Source organism: Kocuria rosea, assembly GCF_006094695.1.
GTDB lineage: Bacteria > Actinomycetota > Actinomycetes > Actinomycetales > Micrococcaceae > Kocuria > Kocuria rosea.
The window spans coordinates 551,122-572,384 of record NZ_CP035103.1; the positions used below are offsets into that span (position 1 = coordinate 551,122).

Annotated in this window: 21 protein-coding genes; 13 read left to right on the forward strand and 8 right to left on the reverse strand. The window is 72.5% G+C overall.

Annotated features, from left to right (window positions below):
- Positions 1 to 111: 111 nt before the first annotated feature.
- The 4 genes from EQG70_RS02515 (at position 112) to EQG70_RS02530 (ending at position 3,519) form a co-directional block, all read left to right on the forward strand.
- Positions 112 to 1,146, forward strand: coding sequence for a DUF368 domain-containing protein (locus EQG70_RS02515; RefSeq protein ID WP_095649911.1), 1,035 nt, complete (start codon positions 112 to 114; stop codon positions 1,144 to 1,146).
- A 78-nt stretch (positions 1,147 to 1,224) separates the two neighbouring features.
- Positions 1,225 to 2,706, forward strand: a complete 1,482-nt coding sequence (locus tag EQG70_RS02520) for a DUF1538 domain-containing protein (protein WP_109269208.1) — start codon at positions 1,225 to 1,227, stop codon at positions 2,704 to 2,706.
- Positions 2,703 to 3,056, forward strand: a complete 354-nt coding sequence (locus tag EQG70_RS02525; RefSeq protein WP_109221845.1) for a P-II family nitrogen regulator — start codon at positions 2,703 to 2,705, stop codon at positions 3,054 to 3,056. Before EQG70_RS02520 ends, EQG70_RS02525 begins: the two co-directional genes overlap by 4 nt.
- A 73-nt stretch (positions 3,057 to 3,129) precedes the next feature.
- Positions 3,130 to 3,519, forward strand: a complete 390-nt coding sequence (locus EQG70_RS02530; RefSeq protein ID WP_109221844.1) for a CBS domain-containing protein — start codon at positions 3,130 to 3,132, stop codon at positions 3,517 to 3,519.
- 28 nt (positions 3,520 to 3,547) lie between these two features.
- On the opposite strand, the gene EQG70_RS02535 is transcribed toward EQG70_RS02530, so the two are convergent.
- From EQG70_RS02535 to EQG70_RS02560, 6 genes are all read right to left on the reverse strand, one after another.
- Positions 3,548 to 5,215 (reverse strand): NERD domain-containing protein, encoded by a 1,668-nt coding sequence (locus EQG70_RS02535; RefSeq protein ID WP_109244264.1) that lies wholly within the window; start codon positions 5,213 to 5,215, stop codon positions 3,548 to 3,550.
- Positions 5,216 to 5,539: 324 nt separating this feature from the next.
- Positions 5,540 to 5,728, reverse strand: coding sequence for a CsbD family protein (locus EQG70_RS02540; protein ID WP_035925348.1), 189 nt, complete (start codon positions 5,726 to 5,728; stop codon positions 5,540 to 5,542).
- A 115-nt stretch (positions 5,729 to 5,843) separates the two neighbouring features.
- On the reverse strand, positions 5,844 to 6,347 hold the full coding sequence (locus tag EQG70_RS02545; protein WP_138976445.1) for a hypothetical protein: 504 nt from the start codon (positions 6,345 to 6,347) through the stop codon (positions 5,844 to 5,846).
- Between the two features lie 32 nt (positions 6,348 to 6,379).
- Complete coding sequence (locus tag EQG70_RS02550) at positions 6,380 to 7,432, reverse strand: zinc-dependent alcohol dehydrogenase family protein (protein WP_109269210.1); 1,053 nt, start codon at positions 7,430 to 7,432, stop codon at positions 6,380 to 6,382.
- An 83-nt stretch (positions 7,433 to 7,515) separates the two neighbouring features.
- Entirely contained in the window at positions 7,516 to 8,475 is a 960-nt protein-coding gene (locus EQG70_RS02555) for a hypothetical protein (RefSeq protein WP_109269211.1), read from the reverse strand.
- 177 nt (positions 8,476 to 8,652) lie between these two features.
- Positions 8,653 to 9,267, reverse strand: coding sequence for a PadR family transcriptional regulator (locus tag EQG70_RS02560; RefSeq protein ID WP_035925357.1), 615 nt, complete (start codon positions 9,265 to 9,267; stop codon positions 8,653 to 8,655).
- A 174-nt stretch (positions 9,268 to 9,441) separates the two neighbouring features.
- Here EQG70_RS02560 and EQG70_RS02565 point away from each other — a divergent pair, with 174 nt between their 5' ends.
- Genes EQG70_RS02565 through EQG70_RS02575 form a run of 3 tightly spaced genes read left to right on the forward strand, consistent with a single transcriptional unit; the run spans position 9,442 to position 12,988 of the window.
- Positions 9,442 to 10,557, forward strand: coding sequence for an aromatic ring-hydroxylating dioxygenase subunit alpha (locus EQG70_RS02565; protein WP_109269212.1), 1,116 nt, complete (start codon positions 9,442 to 9,444; stop codon positions 10,555 to 10,557).
- A 9-nt stretch (positions 10,558 to 10,566) separates the two neighbouring features.
- On the forward strand, positions 10,567 to 11,571 hold the full coding sequence (locus EQG70_RS02570) for a PDR/VanB family oxidoreductase (RefSeq protein ID WP_109244268.1): 1,005 nt from the start codon (positions 10,567 to 10,569) through the stop codon (positions 11,569 to 11,571).
- A gap of 10 nt (positions 11,572 to 11,581) precedes the next feature.
- Entirely contained in the window at positions 11,582 to 12,988 is a 1,407-nt protein-coding gene (locus EQG70_RS02575) for an MFS transporter (RefSeq protein ID WP_109269213.1), read from the forward strand.
- Here EQG70_RS02575 and EQG70_RS02580 read toward each other — a convergent pair.
- On the reverse strand, positions 12,957 to 13,454 hold the full coding sequence (locus EQG70_RS02580) for a DUF427 domain-containing protein (protein WP_109269214.1): 498 nt from the start codon (positions 13,452 to 13,454) through the stop codon (positions 12,957 to 12,959). The two genes, EQG70_RS02575 and EQG70_RS02580, sit on opposite strands and share 32 nt — an antisense overlap.
- Positions 13,455 to 13,595: 141 nt before the next feature.
- Here EQG70_RS02580 and EQG70_RS02585 point away from each other — a divergent pair, with 141 nt between their 5' ends.
- The 3 genes from EQG70_RS02585 to EQG70_RS02595 all read left to right on the forward strand — a co-directional run bounded on the left by EQG70_RS02585 (position 13,596) and on the right by EQG70_RS02595 (position 16,508).
- A complete protein-coding gene (locus tag EQG70_RS02585) occupies positions 13,596 to 14,651 on the forward strand; it encodes a YeeE/YedE family protein (RefSeq protein WP_109221838.1) in 1,056 nt (351 codons plus the stop codon).
- 33 nt (positions 14,652 to 14,684) lie between these two features.
- A complete protein-coding gene (locus EQG70_RS02590; RefSeq protein ID WP_017833997.1) occupies positions 14,685 to 14,912 on the forward strand; it encodes a sulfurtransferase TusA family protein in 228 nt (75 codons plus the stop codon).
- A gap of 162 nt (positions 14,913 to 15,074) precedes the next feature.
- Positions 15,075 to 16,508: an aminobutyraldehyde dehydrogenase gene (locus EQG70_RS02595; RefSeq protein ID WP_109269215.1), complete on the forward strand. Its 1,434-nt coding sequence runs from the start codon at positions 15,075 to 15,077 to the stop codon at positions 16,506 to 16,508.
- Between the two features lie 17 nt (positions 16,509 to 16,525).
- Here EQG70_RS02595 and EQG70_RS02600 read toward each other — a convergent pair whose 3' ends face one another.
- On the reverse strand, positions 16,526 to 17,290 hold the full coding sequence (locus tag EQG70_RS02600) for a TetR/AcrR family transcriptional regulator (protein WP_237740453.1): 765 nt from the start codon (positions 17,288 to 17,290) through the stop codon (positions 16,526 to 16,528).
- Between the two features lie 110 nt (positions 17,291 to 17,400).
- On the opposite strand from EQG70_RS02600, the gene EQG70_RS02605 reads away from it, so the two are divergent.
- From EQG70_RS02605 to EQG70_RS02615, 3 genes are read left to right on the forward strand one after another with little or no spacing between them, the layout of a single operon-like run.
- On the forward strand, positions 17,401 to 18,837 hold the full coding sequence (locus tag EQG70_RS02605; RefSeq protein ID WP_208746248.1) for a flavin monoamine oxidase family protein: 1,437 nt from the start codon (positions 17,401 to 17,403) through the stop codon (positions 18,835 to 18,837).
- Positions 18,834 to 19,703 carry a universal stress protein gene (locus EQG70_RS02610; protein ID WP_109244272.1) on the forward strand — a complete coding sequence of 290 codons (870 nt, stop codon included), beginning with the start codon at positions 18,834 to 18,836 and terminating at the stop codon, positions 19,701 to 19,703. The genes EQG70_RS02605 and EQG70_RS02610 overlap by 4 nt, the downstream gene beginning before the upstream one ends.
- A gap of 2 nt (positions 19,704 to 19,705) precedes the next feature.
- Positions 19,706 to 21,226 carry an APC family permease gene (locus EQG70_RS02615; protein ID WP_109269217.1) on the forward strand — a complete coding sequence of 507 codons (1,521 nt, stop codon included), beginning with the start codon at positions 19,706 to 19,708 and terminating at the stop codon, positions 21,224 to 21,226.
- Positions 21,227 to 21,263: the final 37 nt, after the last annotated feature.

Consider the following 21,263-nt stretch of genomic DNA (forward strand, 5'->3'; position numbering starts at 1 on the left):
GGTCGGGCCAGTCTACGCACGCGTGTCCGGCGGCACACCCGGGGCCGCCGGGGCGGGCGCCCGCCCCGGTACCCTGGCAGGCGTCCCCTCTTCCCCTGCCCAGGAGCACCTGTGACGCCCTCGTCGCCCCCGGACCGTCCCTCGACACCGCCGGCCACCACGACCACCGCCACGACCACCCCCGGCGGGGAGGTCCGCCGCAGCATCCCGGGCAACGTGGTGCGCGGCGCGCTCATCGGCGTGGTCGAGACCGTCCCCGGGGTCAGCGGCGGCACCGTGGCCCTCGTGGTCGGCATCTACGACGAGCTCATCAACTCCGCCGGGCACGTGGTCTCCGCCGGCAGGCGGGCGCTGCTCGGGCCCGACCGCGCCGCCGGGGTGCGCCACCACCTGGCCCGGGTCCACTGGCGGATCGTGGTGCCCGTGGTGATCGGCATGGTCGCGGCCCTGCTCACCGTGGCCGGGCCCATGAGCCACCTCGTCGAGGAGTACCCCGTCACCATGCGGGCGCTGTTCTTCGGCATGGTCCTGGCCTCCATCGGAGTGCCCCTCCGTCTGGCGGGCGGGGCCCTGCGGGCCCGGGACGCCGCCGTCGTGGCGCTCGCGGCCGTGCTCGCGTTCGTGCTCGTGTCCGTGCCGCCCACCACGGTGGCCCCCGCGCCGCTGCTCATCGTGCTCGCGGCCATGGTCGCGGTGTCCGCGCTGCTGCTCCCCGGGCTCTCCGGCTCCTTCCTGCTCCTGACCATCGGGCTCTACCAGCCGACGCTGCGGGCCGTCGACGAGCTCGACCTCGGCTACCTGTCCCTGTTCTTCCTCGGGGCGGCCCTGGGCATGGTGGTCATCGTCAAGGGCCTGCAGTGGCTCCTCGACCACCACCACCGCGTCACCATGCTGGCGCTCACCGGGCTCATGCTCGGCGCCCTGCGCACGCTGTGGCCCTGGCAGCTCGAGGACCGCACGCTGCTCTCCCCCGAGGGGGACTGGTGGGTGCAGCTGCTCGCGGCGGCGGCCGGCTGCGTCGTCGTCCTCGCCCTGCTGGCCGTCGACGCCCGCACCCGGGCGCGCACCGGCCACGGCTCCCAGGAGGAGCTCGCCGGCGTCGAGTCCGGCGACGACGCCGACGAGGCCACCGACAGCACCCGGTAGACGGCCCCGGGCCGGCCGCGACAGACTGGCGGGAGACACCCCGCCCGCGGCTCCCCCGGAGGAGGTCCGGCAGCGCCCATGGAGCACCTCACGCACTTCTCCCGGGAGTTCCTGAAGGCCCTGCGGAGTCTGCTGCCCATCGTGGTGGTGGTCGTGGTGTTCCAGCTGGCCGTGTTCCGGGAGGTCCCGGAGCAGCCCCTGCGGCTCGTCGCCGGGCTGCTGGTCGTGGGCGTCGGCATCGCCCTGTTCCTGCAGGGCCTCGACCTCAGCGTGTTCCCGGTCGGCAAGAACCTGGCCAACCAGTTCGCCCGCCGCGGCGCCCTGGGGCTGCTGCTCCCGTTCGGCTTCGCCATCGGCTTCGCCGCCGTGGTCGCCGAGCCCGCGCTGATCGCCGTGGCCGAGCAGGCCGAGCTCGTCAGCGAGGGACGGATCAGCGCCCTCGTGCTGCGCCTCGTCATCGCCGTGTCCGTGGGCGCGGTGCTCGTCCTCGGCATCCTGCGCATCCTGCGGGGCTGGGCGGTGCAGAGGCTGCTGCTGCCCGGCTACGTGCTCGTCCTGGTCGCCACGTACGTCGCCCCGCCGGAGATCGTGGGCCTCGCCTACGACTCCGGCGGCGTCACCACGAACATCGTCACCGTGCCGCTGATCGCCGCCATCGGGATCGGTCTCGCCAACTCGATCCGGGGCCGCAGCGCGCTCTCGGACGGCTTCGGCCTCGTGGCCCTGTGCGTCATGGTGCCGATGATCGGCGTGCAGCTGTACGGGATCTGGGTCTACACGTTCGGCGACGCCGAGGCCGTCGGCGCCGCCGGGTCCGGGGGCGCCCCGGTGCACTGGGCCCTCGAGCACGTGCTGGGGCTCGCGGAGATGGTCCGGGACGTGTTGCCCATGGTGCTCGTGGTCCTGTTCTTCCAGTACGTGGTGCTGCGGCGCGGGGTGGCCCACCCGCTGCGCGTGGCCGTGGGCTTCGTGATGGTCCTCGTGGGGCTGTACGCGTTCGTCGTCGGCCTCAAGATGGGGCTCTTCCCCATCGGGACGATCATGGCGGAGCAGCTGATCGAGCGCGGAGCGCCCGCCCTCATCCTGCTCTTCGCCCTGCTCATCGGCTTCGCCACGACCATGGCCGAGCCGGCCCTGGTGGCCATCGGCGAGCAGGCCGAGGCGGCCTCGCCGGGCCGGATCAGTGGTTCCGCCATCCGGCTCGTCGTGGCCGTCGGCGTGGCGGTCGGCATCACCCTGGGCGTGTACCGCATCCTCGTGGGAGCACCGCTGCACTACGTGATCATGGCCGCCTACGCCGTGGTCATCGTCCTGGTCCTGCTGGCGCCGAAGCACATCGTGGCCCTCGCCTTCGACCTCGGCGGCGTCACCACCTCGGAGGTCACCGTGCCCCTCGTGACCGCCCTCGGCATCGGGCTCGCGGGCGCGATCGAGGGGCGGGACGTGCTGATCGACGGCTTCGGCCTGATCGCCTTCGCGTCCATCTTCCCGATCATCTCGGTGCTCGGGTACGCCATGATCCTGGAGAGGATCCCCCGCCTGCAGAAGGAGCCGACATGAAGTTCACCGCCGTGGTGGTCATCGCCCCCGACGAGCTCGAGGACACCGTCATCGAGCGGGCCCAGCGCGCCGGGGCCACGGGGGTGACCATCCTCCCGGGCAAGGGCATCGGGGGCGAGACCAAGCGCACCTTCTTCGGCCTGACGTTCGAGGGCGCCCAGACCGTGCTCCTGATGGTCGTGGGCACGCACCTGGCCACGCCCATCCTCAAGGTGATGCACGACCTGCTCGTCGACGGCGGCGGCGGCTCCCGCGGCATCGCCTTCAGCATCCCCATCGACCACCTCACGGGCATCGACATGCAGCAGGTCGCCCGGTTCGAGGAGCACATGCGCCGCGAGGGCGCCTGACCCGACGCCCGTTCGAACCCCGATCGAGCTCCGTCCGAGTTTCCCACCGTCCGAGATTCCCAGGAGGAACCCCGTGCTGACCGTCAAGGACGTCATGGTGCGCGACGTCATCACCATCTCCCCCTACAGCACCCTGCGGGAGGCGCTGTCGACCATGAGCACCCGCCAGGTCAAGAGCCTGGTGGTGGAGCCGCAGCACCCCCACGACGGCTACGGGCTGCTCAGCTACAGCGAGCTGCTGCAGGCCATCGTGGCGGAGGAGGGGGACGTGGATCTCCTCAACGTCTACGACGCCGCGGTCAAGCCGGTGGTCACGGTCGGCGAGGACCTGTCCGTGAACCAGGCCGCGGCGCTGATGACCCGCTTCCGGCTCAACCGCCTGGTGGTGGTCCAGGGCAACGAGCTCATCGGGCTGCTGGCGATGAACGACATCCTGGCGCGGCTGATCAGCGACCTGACCTGACCGGCCCGCCGGCAGGGGCGGCTCCGGGTCAGCCCGCGGGCGGGCGCCATGCCTCGCCCGCGTCGAGCGCGGCCATCAGACGCGGGCCGGCGGCCTCCTCCACGACCTCCCGGGGTCCGACGACGACGAGCAGGGACCTCGCGCGGGACATGCCCACGTAGACCATGTGCTGGGCCCGGACCATGTCCTGGAAGCCGTTGACCGCCAGGACCACGGCCGAGCGCTCGAGGCCCTTGAAGCCCAGGACGTGCCCGTAGAAGACGTCCTCCTCCGCGAAGTGCCCGTCCCAGTAGGCTCCGAAGCCTTCCGTGTCCACGATCTCCCGCTGCACCGGGTGGCGCCTGCCGGTGGTCAGCAGCGCGATGCGGCCCGGGTCCCACCCCTCGTCCTGGAGGGCGACCACGGCGTCGTCGGCAAGCTCCAGGACGGCCCCCGGCTCGACGTCGACGAACCGCACCGCCGGGCCCTCCCCGTTCCGGCACCGCTGCGGCTCCCGGGCGAGCGGGGCGAAGGCCCGGGCAATGGTGGCCGTGTTGCGCAGGTTGTCGTCCAGCGGGAACGGGTTGAGGTCGATGGGGGCGTGCCCGTCCCGGTCGAAGATGCGCTGGTGCTCGTCGGTGAACACGAACAGCACGCCCCGGTCCGGGTCCCCGAGGCACTGGACCAGCGCCTCCCACCACAGCTCCCCGAAGTCCTGTCCCTCGTCCACGACGATCGCGTCGAACCGGTCCCCGTCCGGACGGGCGGCGGCCAGCTCCCGCAGCCGCTGGGGGAGCCGGTGCTCCCAGTAGTCGGGGTCGTCGTCCTCGCCGGGCTCCGCGCCCCATTCGACGGGCAGCCGGTGGAACAGGCCGATGTACGCCGGGCGCTCCTCCTCCGGCCACGCCCGGGACATCAGCTCGAAGTACCGTGCGAGTCCCCGGGAGTAGCACACGAGCGCCGTGCGGTGCCCGTCGCGGGTCAGCCGGCGGGCCTTGAGCATGGCCAGGTGGGTCTTGCCGGAACCGGCGCCTCCGGTGATCTGCGCGCGGTGCTGCCACCGCAGCAGGGACAGGGTGCGCTCCTGCTCCCGGGTGAGCTGGTTGCCGGAGTCCTCGAGCTCCCGGGCGAGGTCCTGCACGTTGCACAGGGACAGGTGGGTGCGGCGCAGGTTCTTGACGATCAGCTCCACGGTGGACGCGTCCGGTGGGCGGTAGGCCTGTGTGCTGCGGCGCAGCACCTGGTTCAGCCGTCCGGCGATGCCGTCCAGGTCGGTGCGGTCGAACAGCCGGTCCCGCGGGGCGTCGGGGACGTCCCAGTCCCCGGGCAGGCGCGTGTAGGGCAGGGCCGCGAAGAACGTGGTCCGCCCGCCCCCGCGGGACAGCCGCGGCGCCAGGTAGTCCAGGAGGGCGTGCATCCCGGACCGGGCCTGCTCCAGCGGCGACCGCTTCAGCCGGTGCGCCCCACCCCGGCCGGACTGGTGCCACTGCCCGTTCCGGACCGAGATGTCCCCGCCCTTCACCTCGATCACCGCGTTGCCCACACCCGGCCACAGCACCAGGAGATCCAGTTCCGCCTCGACCTCGTCCCCGGTGATGCGCTGCCCCGAGATCAGCACCGCGTCCTCGGGGAGCTGCGCCCGCAACGCCTCCCAGACGCACTGCTCCGCTTCGAAGCCGGGCGGGAACTCCGGGGACTCCGGGAAGGTCTGCGGCATGGCCCCAGGCTACCCAGGATGTGCCATCGCAACCGGGAGGCGGTGCGCCGTCGCGTGACGAGGCGCGATCCGCGACCCCCTCGTGCCGGCGGGTCGGCATCTGCCGGTACGAGCGGCGCATCCCGACAGGACGCGACCCCTCGCGGTGGGAGGAGGCGGAACGCGACCCCTCGCGGCGGGGGGAGGCAGAACGCGACCCCTCGCGGTGGCAGGAGGCGGAACGCGACCCCTCGCGGCGGCGGGGGAGGCGGAGCACGGCGAAGGGCCCCGGTGTCGACTGCGACACCGGGGCCCTCCGGGTGGTTCGACGGCTGAACCGTGCTGCTACATTCCGTCCTTGAAGTTCTTGCCCGCGTCCTTGACGTTCTCGCCGGCCTGCTTGGCGCTGCCGGACAGCTTGTCCGCCTGGCCCTCGGCCTGGAGGTCGCGGTTGTCGGTGGCGTCGCCGACCTTTTCCTTAGCGGTGCCGCTCGCCTTCTCCGCGGCGTTGCTGATCTTGTCTCCGAGTCCCATGGGCTCTCCCTCCGGTCGGTGAACAGGTGCTACCAGCGTAGACCCCTCAGCATGCTGAGGGAACAGGCGGGGCGCCCCGGAAGGGGTCATTCCCCCCAGGGCGAACAGCGCCCGTTCAGCGCTCCGGGACGTCGAGGCCGGCCGCGGTCAGGCGCTCGCGCAGCCAGACCGGGATCCTGCGGTCCATCCTCCGGTAGCGCCCGAGGTGCCGGCGCCAGTCCTCCGCGGCGACCGGGTGCGGGGCGTGCGCCGGGAGGGCGGGGTCGTCGTCGTAGTTGAGCACGAGCTCCACCCCGGGGTGCTGCCAGCGCCGCCCGGCCACGGTGACGATCAGCGTGGCGGACAGCCACGACCCGTCCACGAGGTCGGCGTAGTCCTCCTGGAGGGCCCGGGCCAGGCGGCGCGGGGTGCTGCGCAGGCCCTCGGCGTCCACGGGCCGGCGGGTCGTGCGGTCGCCGCGGACCTCCCGCACCTGCAGGCGCAGGTCCCGGCCCACGCTCAGGACGTCCAGCACGAGCGCGTCCCATCCGGGCTCGGTCCCGTGGGCGCGGACGAGCCACCGGGCCAGCCGGTCGATGGTCCTGCGCTGCCGGGGGCTCTGGAGTCTGTCGGTCCGCACGGGCACACGCTAGCAAGCGCCGGGCCGGCGGCTCAGTCCGCCGTGATGACCACCTTCACCGCCCGGTGCTGCGCGGCGTTGCCGAACAGCTCGTAGGCCTCCTCCATCTGGGACATGGTGAAGCGGTGGGTGGCCATCGCCTTCGCGTCCAGCCGGCCGGAGCGGACCATGTTGAGCAGGCTGCCCACGGTGCGGCAGTCCACGAGCCCCATGTTGATGCGGACGTTGGAGATCCACATCCGGTCCAGGGGCAGCTCCACCGGCTTGCCGTGCACGCCGGCGTTGGCCACCGTGCCGTAGGGCCGGACCACGTCCAGGCAGGTCCGGAAGGTCTGGGGCACGCCCACGGCCTCGATGGCCACGTCCACGCCGAGACCGTCCGGGGACAGCGCCCTGATCCGCTCGACGGCGTCCGGGTCCCCGGCGTTGACCTTGTCCGTGGCCCCGAGCTCGAGGGCCTTGTCCATCCGGTTCTCGTCGAGGTCCACGGTGATGACGCGCCCGGCGCCGCAGAGGTTCGCCGTCATGACCGCGCCCAGGCCCACCGGCCCCGCGCCCACGATCGCGACCGTGTCGCCGGGCTTCGTGTTGCCGTTGAGGATGCCGATCTCGAAGCCCGTGGGCAGGGCGTCGGTCAGGAACAGGACGTCCTCGTCGTCGAGGCCCTCCGGGACCTTGTGCACGGAGGTCTCCGCGAACGGCACGCGCACGTACTCGGCCTGCGTGCCGTCGATGAGGTGCCCGAACACCCATCCCACGCCGCCCAGGGTCTGGCAGTGGGAGGGCTGGTTGTTCCTGCAGTAGGAGCACTTCCCGCAGTTGGTGACCGCGGGGATGATGATCCGGTCGCCGGGCTTCAGCCCGGTCACGGCGTCCCCGACCTCGGTGATCGTGCCGACCGCCTCGTGGCCGAGGACCCGGCCGTCGACGACGGCGGGGACGTCGCCCTTGAGGATGTGCAGGTCGGTGCCGCAGATGGTGGTCGTGTCGACCTTCGCGATGACGTCGGTGGGGTCCTGGAGGGTCGGGTCCGGGACCTCCTCCCAGGCCTTGCGGCCCGGTCCGTGGTAGACGAGTGCCTTCATGGGGTCCTCCTCGGTCGCCGGTCCGGCGGGCTGCCGGGCCGCCCGTCCTCATCGTAGGCGCGAGGATCCCGGGCCGGCAGGGCTCACTGGTAGGAGACGAACCATGGCTGCGGCTCGACCGCGGACGTCTCCTCCGGCGTGAAGGTGGGCGTGTCCTCGTCGTAGAAGTTCTTCCACGCCATCCGGATCCCCTCCGGCAGGCCCTGCTGCAGCCGCTCCCACGTGCCCGTCTTCAGCTCCGGGGTGCCGTGGCCGTCGGCGTGCAGGACCAGCGCGAGCTCCGGGCGGGAGGCGTCCACGAGGTGGCGGTTCGTGATCATCGACTCCGCGAACTGGTGCAGGACCACCACCTTCTGCGGCAGGTCGTTGTCCCGGGTCAGGCCGGCGAGCCACGCCGTGGTCGCGTTGATCTCCGCGGCGTCCACCGAGCCGATCTGCACCATGTGCACCTGGTCCGGTCCCAGCCGCCACTCCGGGTCCAGGGCCAGGCCCACGTTGGGGAGCTCGAGCAGCTCCTGGTACTGCTGCGCCTGGCTCAGGAAGTCCTGCCGGCCGGGCTGGAGGTCCAGCACCACGTAGACGCCGTGCTCCGCCGCGGCCTCCACGTACGGGCGCAGCTCCTCGACCGGGAGCTCCTCGGAGTAGTTCCCGTCCTTGCCGGGGCCCGCGGAGGCCGTGGTCGCGATGATCTCGAACGCGGGGACCACCGGCACGTCGCTGAAGGGCTCGTACTGGGCGGCGAGCTCCTTCGCCCGGACGGCCGACTCCTCGGGGCCCTGCTCCCCGAGCACGCCCAGAGCCGGGGTCCCGGGGCGGCCGTAGAGGGCCACCATCCGCCGGTCGGGGAACACCTCGGTGCCCCCGCCGATCAGCTCCGCGGGCTCCTCGGGCACGGGGGTCGGGGAGGGGGCGGCCGACGACGGCGACGCGTCCGCCGCCGGTGTCGCCGCCGAGCCGCTGCCGGCGCCCTGGGCGCAGCCGGTCAGGAGGAGCGCGGCGCACAGGGCCGGGACGAGGGGGCGGGGCAGCGGCGAGCGGGTCATGGTCTGTCCTGGGGCCGAGGGGCAGGGGGGTCCGCCCAGCCTACGCACCGGCCGGTGCGCCGGACGGGAACAGGACCCGGAACGGTGCCGGCCGCGGCGCAGGTGCGTCACGCGGCGACCCGGGCGGTCCCGGACCCCACGACCCGGGCAGCCCGGGACCCGGTGGCCCGCCGGACCTCAGGCGGTGCCGGACTCCCCGGGCCCGCCCAGCTCGCCCAGCTCCTCGAGCAGCCGCAGGCCGCGCTCGGCCCAGGCGATCTCCTGGTCGGCGCGGGCCACCTGCCCCTCGTAGGCGAAGACCTTGAACCGGGTGATCCGCTCCCACTGCTCCTCGGGATTGGCCGCCAGCCGGCGCGCCAGCGTGGGGCTCGTGCGGTCCTGGAGCGCCCTGATCTGCTGGAGGGCCTGCGCGCGCTGGTCCCGGTAGTGCTCGATGTGGGCGTGCAGCTGCGCGGCCGCGGCGCCGGGGGAGGCCCACTCGAAGTAGGCGGCCCGCAGGTGGGCGGGATCCCGCTCCCGGACGTAGCCGAGCGGCTGGTCCTGCCACTGCCGCAGGGCGCGCTCGCCCTCGGGCGTGATCGAGTACTCCGTCTTGGTGGCCCCGCGCGAGCCCCACGGGACGGGCCGGCTCGTGAGCAGCCCCTCCGCGTGCATCTTGCGCAGCTCCGGGTAGATCTGCGAGTCGGGGGCGTGCCACACGTGGCCCACGGAGGAGCTGAACTGCTTGACCACGTCGTAGCCCGTCAGCGGCCCCGAGGAGAGCAGTGCCAGCAGGGCCGAGCGGAGGCTCACGGGCGGTTCCTTCCGTCGCAGCAGGGGTCGTCCTGCTGAGCCTAGCCGGGAGCCGGGCCCGTGACCCTTGTCACTCACTATGGACATAGGTATTGTGTGTCCTGCGCCACGACTATCTATCGAGATAGTGAGTGGATCGTGCTCGCCCCGGACCGCCCAGCAGAGGACCGCACCATGACCGTCGCCGCCACGAGGACCACCTCCACCGCCAAGCTCCTGTCCCACCCGCTCGACGCCTGGTACGTGGCCGGGTGGGACCACGAGATCACCGGGAAGGGCATCCTCTCCCGCACCGTGGCGGGACGCCCGCTGGCCCTGTACCGCACCGAGGACGGCCGCCCCGTGGCCCTGGCGGACGCCTGCTGGCACCGGCTCGCCCCGCTCTCCCAGGGGAAGCTGGTGGGCCGCGACGAGATCCAGTGCCCGTACCACGGGCTGCGCTACAACGCCGCGGGACGGTGCACCTCGATGCCCGCCCAGGAGACGCTGAACCCCTCCGCCACCGTGCCCTCCTACCCGGTGCTCGAGCGCCACCGCTACGTGTGGGTCTGGCTCGGCGACCCCACGCGGGCGGACCCCGCCCTGCTGCCCGACATGCACCAGATGGACAGCCCCGAGTGGGCCGGCGACGGCGAGACCATCCACGCCCCCTGCAACTACCAGCTGGTCCTCGACAACCTCATGGACCTCACGCACGAGGAGTTCGTGCACTCCTCCAGCATCGGCCAGGAGGAGCTGTCCGAGTCGGAGTTCGAGACCACCCACGACGAGCGCTCCGTGACCGTGACCCGCTGGATGCGCAACATCGACCCCCCGCCCTTCTGGCTCAAGAACATGCGGGACCGGTTCCCGGGCTTTGAGGGCAAGGTGGACCGCTGGCAGATCATCCATTACACCTTTCCCTCCACCATCTGCATCGACGTCGGCGTCGCCGAGGCCGGCACCGGGGCGCCCGAGGGGGACCGCTCCCGCGGGGTCAACGGCTACGTGATGAACACGATCACCCCGGAGACGGACCGCTCCTGCCACTACTTCTGGGCCTTCATGCGCAACTACCGCCTGGAGAGCCAGCTCATCACCACCCAGCTGCGCAACGGCGTGCACGGGGTGTTCGGGGAGGACGAGGCCATGCTGCAGGCCCAGCAGGCGGCCATCGACGCCAACCCCGAGCACGAGTTCTACAACCTCAACATCGACATGGGCGGGATGTGGGTGCGCCGGCTCCTCGAGCGCGCGCTCGAGGCCGAGGGCCGCCCCGCCGCCGCCCCGGCCGCTCCCGCCGGGGCCTGAGGAGGGGTCGTGGCCGATTCCCAGCACGAGGTCTGGCAGCGCGCCGCCGTCGTCGCCGTCGAGGACGTCGCCGCCGGCATCCGGCGCGTCGTCCTGCGTCCCGACCGGCCCTGCCCGGTGCGGCCGGGCGAGCACGTGGACGTCCGCGTCCTCGTCCACGGCGAGCAGCAGGTGCGCTCCTACTCCGTGGTCGACGCCGACGCTGACGGCGCGCAGCTCGCCGTCAGCGTCTTCCGCACCCCCACCTCCCGCGGCGGCTCGATCTTCATGCACGGTCTCGAGCCCGGGCAGGTCCTCGAGATCACCCAGCCGCTGCAGAACTTCCCGCTGCGCGTGGGGGCCCCGTCCTACGTCCTGCTGGCCGGCGGCATCGGCATCACCGCGATCGCCGGGATGGCGGCGCTGCTGCGCCGGCTCGGCGCGGACTACCGCCTCGTCTACGTTGCCCGCTCCCGGCCCGCCATGGCCTACCTCGACGACCTGGCCGCCCTGCACGGGGACCGGCTCGAGGCGCACATCGACGACGAGGGCGGCTCGCTCGACGTCCCGGCCCTCGTGGCCGGCGTGCCTGCGGGCGCCGAGCTCTACATGTGCGGCCCCATCCGGCTCATGGACGCGGTGCGCCGCGCCTGGGCCGAGCGCGGGCTGGACCCGACCGGCCTGCGCTACGAGACCTTCGGCAACAGCGGCTGGTTCGAGGCCGAGCCGTTCGTGGTCCGCGTCCCCCGGCTGGGCGCCGAGACCGTCGTCGGCCCCGACGAGTCCCTGCTCGAGGCCCTCGAGCGGGAGGGACTCGACATGATGTCCGACTGCCGCAAGGGCGAGTGCGGGCTCTGCCAGGTCAAGGTCCTCGGCCTGGCCGGGCGGATCGACCACCGCGACGTGTTCTACTCGGACCGGCAGAAGCAGACCGGCACGTCCATGTGCTGCTGCGTCTCGCGGGTGGTCTCCGCCGCACCGGCGGCCGATCCCGGCGAGCGCCCGGCCGCCGTCCTCACCATCGACGTCCCCTGAGAGGCTCCCCATGGACATCCGACACCAGATCGACGCATCCAGGATGTCGTCGTACCAGTGGCTCATCATCGCGGTGACCACGTTCCTCAACGCCCTCGACGGCTACGACGTGCTCGCCATGGCGTTCACGGCCACCTCCGTGACCGAGGAGTTCGGGCTCTCCGGCTCCCAGCTGGGCTGGCTGCTCAGCGCCGGGCTCATCGGCATGGCCGTGGGCTCCCTCGTCCTCGGGCCCTTCGCGGACCGGTACGGCCGGCGGAGGATCCTCGTGCTGGCGCTCGCCGTCAACGCCCTCGGCCTGTTCCTGTCCACCACGGCCGGGTCCGTGCTCGAGCTCGGGCTGTGGCGCGTCGTCACCGGCCTGGGCGTGGGCGGCATCCTCGCCTCCGCCACGGTGATCACCAGTGAGTACGCCAGCGCCCGCCACCGCGGCATGGCCGTGAGCATCTTCACCGCGGGCTACGGCGTGGGCGCCACCCTCGGCGGCATGGGCGCGACCCAGCTGATCCCCGCCTTCGGCTGGCGCTCCGTGTTCCTCACCGGCGGCCTGCTCACCCTCGTGGCGATCGCGCTCGTGCTGGCAGTGCTGCCCGAGTCCGTGGACTACCTCCGCACCCGGCGGCCCGCGGGCGCCGTGCAGAAGCTCGACCGCATCGCCCGTCGCCTGCGCCTCGAGGGGGAGGTCGAGCTCGGCCCCGTCCCGGCGGGCGCCGGCGAGCGGCGGAGCAGCGTGGGCCTGCTGCTCAGCGGCCGCTACCGCACCGCGACCCTCCTGCTGTGGGCGGCCTTCTTCGTCATCATGTTCGGCTTCTACTTCGCCAACTCCTGGACGCCCCGGCTCCTCGTGGAGACCGGGATGACCGAGCAGCAGGGCATCGTCGGCGGGCTCATGCTCACGATGGGCGGCACCTTCGGGTCCCTGCTCTACGGCGCGCTGACCACCAGGTGGGACGAACGGCTGACCCTGATGGCCTTCACGGTGCTCTCCGCGGTGACCCTCGTGCTGTTCATCACCACCACGTCCGTGCCCCTGCTGGCGTTCTCCTCCGGCGTGGTGGTCGGCATGCTCATCAACGGCTGCATCGCCGGGCTCTACACCGTGGCGCCCATGACCTACGAGCCCGGCATCCGGACCACCGGCGTGGGCTGGGGCATCGGGGTCGGCCGGGCCGGGGCGATCCTCGCCCCCATCGCGGTCGGCGCGCTGCTGGACACCGGCTGGACCCCCACGCAGCTCTACGTCGGCGTGGCGGTCGTCGTCGCCCTCGCGGCCCTGGCCCTTGTCCGGCTGCGCCCCTACGAGGAGACCGCCGAGGAGACCGCCGAGGAGGCCGCCGACGCGTCCGCCGCGGGCGCGGCCGGACCGACCGGTGAGCGACCGGGGCTCACCAGCCCCGGGTCCCCGGAGCGCCCTTGAACGGACCGACCACCCGCGAGGTGATCCAGCCCCCGTAGAAACCGCCCTCCTGCGGGAGCACCTGCTCCCCGGCGACGAGGCACCGGTCCATCATCCCGGGCATCAGCGCCACGTGCCCGCGCAGGGACTCGAAGCCCGGCGCGGGGGAGGGGTAGGTCCAGGCCGCCCGCGGCGCGGTGCGGGCCCCGCCCCGGACGTCGAAGTACGCCGCCGCGCCCTTCCACTCGCACCACGAGCTCCCCTCGCACGGGACCAGGGCGCCCTCGGCGAAGGCCTCGCGGGGCAGGTAGTAGGTGGGCGGGTGGCTGGTCTCGAGCACCCGCAGCGCGGCCGTGGTGGAGGCGATGCGCTCGCCGCCCAGCCACACCTCCACGTGCTCCCGGCTGGGCTCGGTCCGGGGCGGTCTCGGGTAGTCCCACACGGACTCCTGGCCGGGGCCGGGGGTCTCGGGCCGGGGTCGTCTCATCTGCGCTCCGTCCGGACGCCCGCCCGTCCGCGCCGGCCGGCGCGGTCTTCGGGCGTCACACAGTGGTGAGTGCTGCATCACTATGCTACGGCGCATGACGACACCCTGGAGTGCTTGCCCCGGAAATCATAAGGTTCTGGGATGCTCATCTCAGGCCTTCTCATCGGCGCCGCCCTCGGGTTCGTCCTCCAGCGCGGCCGCTTCTGCGTCACCGGCGCGTTCCGCGACGTCTGGATCGCGAAGAACACGTGGTGGCTGTCCGCCTTCTTCGTGGCCATCGCCGTCCAGGCGGTCGGCATCTGGGTGCTGAACGCCCTCGGCGTCATCACCCTCGAGGCCTCGGCCTTCCCGTGGCTGGCCACGATCGTGGGCGGCTTCGTCTTCGGCTTCGGCATCGTCCTCGCCGGCGGCTGCGCCACCGGTACCTACTACCGCGCCTCCGAGGGGCTCGTCGGCTCCTGGTTCGCGCTCATCTTCTACGCGCTGTTCGCGACCATCTCCAAGTACGGTCCGCTGGCCGGGACCACCGAGGCCATGCGCGGCGTGACGGTCGGCACCCAGGGCTCGATCCACGAGACCCTCGGCGTCTCCCCGTGGGTGCTCGTGCTGGCCCTCGTCGCCGTCACCGGCCTGTGGGCCCGCCACCACCTCACCAAGCCGCGGATGAAGATGGCCACGCTCCCGCCGGAGCGGACCGGCCTGAACCACCTGCTGTTCGAGAAGGCCTGGAACCCGTTCGCCACCGCCGTGGTCATCGGCGTCATCGCGATCATCGCCTGGCCCGCCAGCTGGGCCACCGGCCGCGAGTCGGGCCTCGGCATCACCACCCCGTCCGCGAACATCGCCGGCTACCTGACCACGGGCGACGTCGAGCTCGTCGACTGGGGCGTGTTCCTGGTCCTGGGCATCCTGATCGGCTCGTTCATCGCGGCCAAGGGCTCGGGCGAGTTCAAGCTCCGCGTCCCCGACGCGCAGACCATCGTCCGCTCCATCGGCGGCGGCGCCCTCATGGGCGTCGGCGCGGCGTGGGCCGGGGGCTGCACCATCGGCAACGCCCTGGTCGCCACCGCCGCCTTCGAGTGGCAGGGCTGGGTCAGCTTCGCCGTCATGATCCTCGGCACCGGCGCGGCCGCCAAGCTCTTCATTGCCCCCCGCAAGACGTCCGCCGCCCCGGGCCGCGTCCCGGCCGGCGTCTGACCCACCGACCCCCAGTCCCAGGAGGCACCACCCATGGCACAGCACATCCTCGAGACCGACGGTCTCGTCTGCCCGTTCCCCGTGGTCGAGGCGAAGGCCGCGATGGCCGAGATGCCCGCCGGCGACGAGCTCGTCATCAACTTCGACTGCACCCAGGGCACCGAGGCCATCCCGCGCTGGGCGGCCGAGAACGGCTACCCCGTCACGCAGTTCAGCAAGCGCGGTGCGGCCGAGTGGTCGATCACCGTGCAGAAGGCCTGATCCCCGGGAGCCCCACGCAGCGGCGGACCCCCGCGACCGAGCATCCTCGGGCGCGGGGGTCCGTCGTCGTCGGTGGGCCCGGTCACACCGGACCCTACTAAAATGAACGCTGATCATTTAGAGTGGCAGGCACCGCGTTCTCACCCGCAGAGAGGAACCACCATGAGCGACGTCCTGCAGAACTACGTCGACGGCGTCTTCGTCGACGCCCACGGCACCGGCCGGATCGACGTGGTCGACCCCACCACCGGCACCACGGTCGCCGTCTCCCCGGTCTCCGACGCCACGGACGTGGACCGGGCCTTCGCCGCCGCCCGCGCGGCGTTCCGGAGCTGGAAGCGCACCACGCCGAGCGAGCGGCAGCTCCTGCTGCTCCGGCTCGCGGACGCGCTCGAGGCGCACAGCGACGAGCTCGTCGAGGCCCAGCACCGCAACACCGGCCAGCCGCGGCAGATGATCGCCGACGAGGAGGTCGCCGCCGGCGCCGACAACCTGCGCTTCTTCGCCGGCGCCGCCCGGACCCTCGAGGGCAAGGCCGCGGCGGAGTACCTGGGCGGGCACACCTCCTACGTGCGGCGCGAGCCGGTCGGCGTCGTGGCGCAGGTGACGCCGTGGAACTACCCGCTGCTGATGGCGATCTGGAAGCTCGGCCCCGCGCTGGCCGCCGGCAACACGGTGGTCCTCAAGCCCTCCGACACCACCCCCGGGTCCACCCTCGTCCTGGCCCGGCTCATCGACGGGATCTTCCCGGCCGGCGTGGTCAACGTGCTGCTCGGGGACGGCTCCACGGGAGCGCTCATGACCGGGCACCGGACCCCGGCCATGGTTTCGATCACCGGGTCCGTCCGTGCCGGCCGCGCCGTGGCCCTCGCCGCAGCGCAGAACCTGACGCGCGGGCACCTGGAGCTCGGCGGCAAGGCGCCCGCGGTCGTCTTCGCGGACGCCGACCTGCCCGCCGCGGCCAAGGCGCTCGTGGAGTTCGGCACCTTCAACGCCGGCCAGGACTGCACCGCGGTGACGCGCGTCCTGGTCCAGGACAGCGCCCACGACGAGTTCGTGCGCCTGCTCGCCGCGGCCGCCCGGGACATCGTGACGGGCGACCCGGACGAGTCCAAGAACTTCTACGGCCCGCTCAACAACGCCCGCCACTTCGAGGACGTGTGCCGCAAGCTCGCCGAGCTGCCCGAGCACGCGAGCGTGGTCACCGGCGGAAAGCCGGTGGCGGGCTCCCCCGGCTACTTCTTCGAGCCCACCGTGGTGTCCGGGGTGCGCCAGGGCGATGCCCTCGTCCAGGAGGAGACCTTCGGCCCGGTGCTCACCGTGCAGCCCTTCGCCACGGAGGAGGAGGCGCTCGAGCTGGCCAACGACGTCGACTACGCCCTCGCCTCGAGCGTGTGGACCACCGATCACGGCACGGCCATGCGGGTCTCCCGCGAGCTCGAGTTCGGGTGCGTCTGGGTCAACACCCACGTCATGCTGGTCTCCGAGATGCCGCACGGCGGGTTCAAGGACTCCGGCTACGGCAAGGACCTCTCGCTCTACTCGGTCGAGGAGTACACCCAGGTCAAGCACGTGATGCACGCCCTGGACGCCTGAGCCGGCGCGGCCGGGGCTCAGTCCTGGCCGGCGGATCCGTCCTGGCCGGCGGATCCGTTCTGACCGGCGGATCCGGCCTGCCGGCCGGCCCGGTCCCGGGCGGCCGCCAGGCGCAGCCGGAAGCCCTCCAGCATGGCGGTGAGGGCCGCGTCGAAGGCCGCGTCCGCCGCGGCGGTGGCGTCCGCCGGCCGTGCCTGCACGGCGGCGGCGAACACCGGGGCGAGGTCCGCGCGCTCCCCGGGGTCGAAGATGTCGGCGGGCGCCGTCGCGTCGTACGCGGCGCCGAAGACGAGCGACTCGATCGAGACGATCACGTCCACGATGCTGGCGCGCTCCCAGCCCGCGTCCGCGAGCCCGGAGGCCACGGTCTCGTACATCTGCAGGGTGTGCGGGGAGTCGGCGACCGGCTGGACGGCCATGATCGGGATCATGGCCGTGTGCTGGGCGTAGCAGTCCCGGTAGGACCGCGCCCAGCTCTCGAGGGCCCGGTCCCACGGGACGGTGCCGAAGGCGGAGCAGTCGATGCCCTGGTTGATCGCGTCCTGGACCCGGATCAGCACCTCGCGCTTCGACGGCGTGTGGTTGTACAGGGCCGAGGTGGAGACCTTCAGCTCCCGCGCGAGCTCGGTCATCGTCAGGTGCCGGTAGCCCCGGGTGGCCACGATCTTGATCGCGGCCTTCGTGATCCGCTCCTCGGAGAGCACCGGATGGCGCGGGCGACCGCGACGCCGAGGGGCGGGGCCGGCGGGAGCCATGAGCAGATCCTCCTGCGGTCGGGGCATGTGGCGCTTCCTCCTGAGTCTAGGTGCAACGAGTTGGTGACGGCTCTTGACGAGCACGGGCCGGAGCCCATTTAATGAACCTAATTCATTTTAGTGTGAAGGAGAGCACAGTGACCGATCAACGCACCCTGGGCAGCGAGACCGCGATCGAGCGCGACGTCGTCGTCGTGGGGGCCGGCCCCGCCGGGCTCATGGCCGCCCGCACGCTCGTGGCCGCCGGGCGGACCGTGGCGGTCCTCGAGGCCCGCGACCGCGTGGGCGGGCGCACCTGGTCGAAGACCGTGGACGGCGCGTTCCTGGAGATCGGCGGGCAGTGGATCTCCCCCGACCAGACCGAGCTGCTGGCGTTGGTCGACGAGCTCGGCCTGGAGACCTACCAGCGCTACCGCGAGGGCGAGTCCGTCTACCTGGCGCCGGACGGGACCCGCCACACCTACACCGGCTCGATGTTCCCGGCGGGGGAGTCCACGATCGTCGAGATGGAGAAGCTCGTCGCGCTCCTGGACGGGCTCGTGGCCGAGATCGGCGCCACCGAGCCGTGGGCGCACCCGGCGGCCCGGGAGCTGGACACCATCTCCTTCCACCACTGGCTGCGGCAGCACTCCGACGACGAGGCCGCCTGCAGCAACATCGGGATCTTCGTGGCCGGCGGGATGCTGACCAAGCCCGCGCACGCGTTCTCCGTGCTGCAGGCCGTGCTCATGGCCGCCTCCGCCGGGTCCTTCTCGAACCTCGTGGACGAGGACTTCATCCTCGACCGGCGCGTGGTCGGCGGCATGCAGTCCGTCTCGGAGACCATGGCGGCGGAGCTGGGCGAGGACGTCGTCTTCCTGGACACCCCGGTGCGCACGATCCGCTGGGCCGGTGACGGCGGCACCTACGCCGAGCACGTCCCGGGCACCCCGGTGACCGTGTGGTCCGACCGGCTCACGGTGCGGGCGAAGGACGTGGTCGTGGCCGTCCCGCCCAACCTCTACTCCCGGATCTCCTTCGAGCCGCCCCTGCCGCGGCTGCAGCACCAGATGCACCAGCACCAGTCGCTGGGCCTCGTGATCAAGGTGCACGCCGTCTACGAGACGCCCTTCTGGCGGGACAAGGGCCTCTCCGGCACCGGCTTCGGCGCCCACGAGCTCTCCCAGGAGGTCTACGACAACACCAACCACGGGGACCCGCGCGGCACCCTGGTCGGCTTCGTCTCGGACGAGCGGGCCGACGAGCTCTTCGGCCTGCCCGCCGAGGAGCGCCGCCGGCTGATCCTCGAGTCCCTCTCCCACTACCTGGGGGAGGAGGCCCTGCACCCGGTGGTCTACTACGAGTCCGACTTCGGCTCCGAGGAGTGGACCCGCGGCGCCTACGCCGCCAGCTACGACCTCGGCGGCCTGCACCGCTACGGCGCCCACCAGCGCACCCCGGTGGGCCCGATCCGCTGGGCCTGCTCCGACCTCGCGGCCGAGGGCTACCAGCACGTCGACGGCGCCCTGCGGCAGGGCCGGCTCGCCGCGGCCGAGGTCCTCGGCGCCGGCTCGCTGACGGGCGCGGAGCGATGACCACCGCCGGGGTGCCGCGCTACGTGGTCGGCTACAGCGGCGACCGGCGCAGCCGGGACGCCGTGCGGCTGGGCGTCGCGCTCGCGCGCGACGTGGGCGCCGAGCTCGAGATCGTCCTCGTGCTGCGCGCGGACGACCCGTACCAGCAGGTCTACCCGCCGGTGGGGGACATCTCGCCCGTGCTCCGCCGGCAGGCCCACCAGTGGCTGCGCGAGGCCGCCGCCCTGGTGCCCGAGGGGATCACGGCCCGCACCCACGTGCGGGAGGCGCGGTCCGTGCCCACCGGCCTGGTCGAGGCCGCCACCGAGCTGGGGGCCGCGATGATCGTGGTCGGCGCCGGGACGGGCGGCGGCCGCTTCACCCTGGGTTCCGTGGTGAACGCGCTGCTGCACAGCTCGCCGGTCCCCGTGGCGCTCGCCCCGCGCCGGTATCCCGGGGACGAGCCACTGACCCGGGTCTACGCCGCCGTGGGCACCCGCCCCGGGGCGCACCAGGTCATCCGGGAGGCCGCCGAGGCGGTCGAGCGCTCCGGTCTGGAGCTGGAGCTCCTCTCGTTCCTCGAGGGCGAGGCCGCGGACCCGGGCGCCACCGAGCAGGCCCGCCGGCGCGTCGAGGAGCACCTGGAGGCCGCAGCGGCCGAGGCCCGCCGGACCGGGCCCGTGACCGTGCGGGTCGCCTCCGGGCGGACCCTCAAGAAGGCCGCGCAGGACGTCGACTGGGCTCCCGGCGGCCTCCTGCTCATCGGCTCGTCCCGCCTCGCCCAGGGGCGGCAGACCTTCCTGGGCACCACCGCAGCACGGCTGCTCAAGCACGTCCCGGTCCCGATGGTCGTGGTCCCACGACCGGCCCGCACGGAGGAGAACTGATCATGAGCGCTTCCGACATCGAGGCGCCGGCACGCTCCGGCACCGACAAGGGCCTGAGCAAGGGCGCCGTGGGGCTGCTCGGCTCCGTGGTCATCGGCGTCTCCTGCATCGCCCCGGCCTACACCCTCTCCGCCGCCCTGGGCCCCACCGCCGCGGAGGTCGGCACCTCCCTGCCGGCGATCTTCCTGGTGGGCTTCATCCCCATGCTGCTCGTGGCCTTCGGCTACCAGCAGCTCAACCGGGCCATGCCGGACTCTGGCACCACCTTCACCTGGGGCTCCAAGGCCTTCGGGCCGTGGCTGGGCTGGATGGGCGGCTGGGGGCTGCTGGCCGCCACCATCCTGGTGCTCTCCAACCTCGCCGGTGTGGCCGTGGACTTCCTCTACCTCGCCCTCGCCCAGATCACCGGCAACGACGCCATCGCCGAGCTGACGCGCAACGTGCCCGTCAACGTGGCCACGTGCCTCGTGTTCGTGGCCCTGGCCGCCTGGATCTCGTACCGCGGGATGGAGACCACCAAGGCGTTCCAGTACGTGCTCGTGGCGTTCCAGGCGATCGTGCTCCTGTGGTTCTCGATCGCGGCCTTCGGCCACGTGGCCGCCGGCACCGCCTACGAGGGGCTGACCGTGCGCGCCGAGTGGTTCAACCCGTTCGGCGTGGAGTCCTTCTCCGCGTTCGCGGCGGGCGTGTCCCTGTCCGTGTTCATCTACTGGGGCTGGGACGTGGTGCTCACCATCAACGAGGAGACCAAGGGCTCGGCGACCACCCCGGGCAGGGCCGCCCTGACCACCATCTTCGTGATCGTGGCCCTCTACATGACCATCGCCCTCGCGGTGCTCACGTTCTCCGGGGTCTCCGACCAGGGGCTGGGGATGGGCAACGAGGAGATCCAGGAGAACATCTTCGCGGCCCTCGCGGGGCCCGTGATGGGCCCCTTCGCGATCCTGATGTCCCTCGCGGTGCTGTCCTCCTCGGCGGCCTCCCTGCAGTCCACGTTCGTCTCCCCGGCCCGCACGATGCTGGCCATGGGTTACTATGGCGCGCTGCCGGGGAAGTTCGCCCGGGTCACCCCGCGGTTCCAGACCCCGGGCTACGCGACGATCGCGGCGGCCGTGATCTCCGCCGGCTTCTACGCCGTGATGCGCGTGGTCTCCGAGAACGTCCTCTGGGACACCATCACCACCCTCGGCATGATGGTCTGCTTCTACTACGGGGTCACCGCCCTGGCCTGCGTGTGGTACTTCCGCCGCGAGGCCTTCAGGGGGCCGAAGAACGCGTTCACCAAGTTCCTCGCGCCGCTGCTCGGGGGGATCCTGCTGCTCGTGTTCTTCGGGCAGACGGCCTACGACTCGATGGACCCGGACTACGGCTCCGGCTCGCAGATCGGCGGCGTGGGCCTCGTGTTCCTCCTGGGCGTGGGCATCCTGCTGCTCGGCGTCGCGATGATGCTCGTCCAGTACCGGCGCAACCCGGCCTTCTTCCGGGAGCGCTTCGAGACCACCGAGCTGCCGGTCCTGGACTAGCTCCTCCCTCATCCCCCTTGCGGAGGGGAGAGGGGCC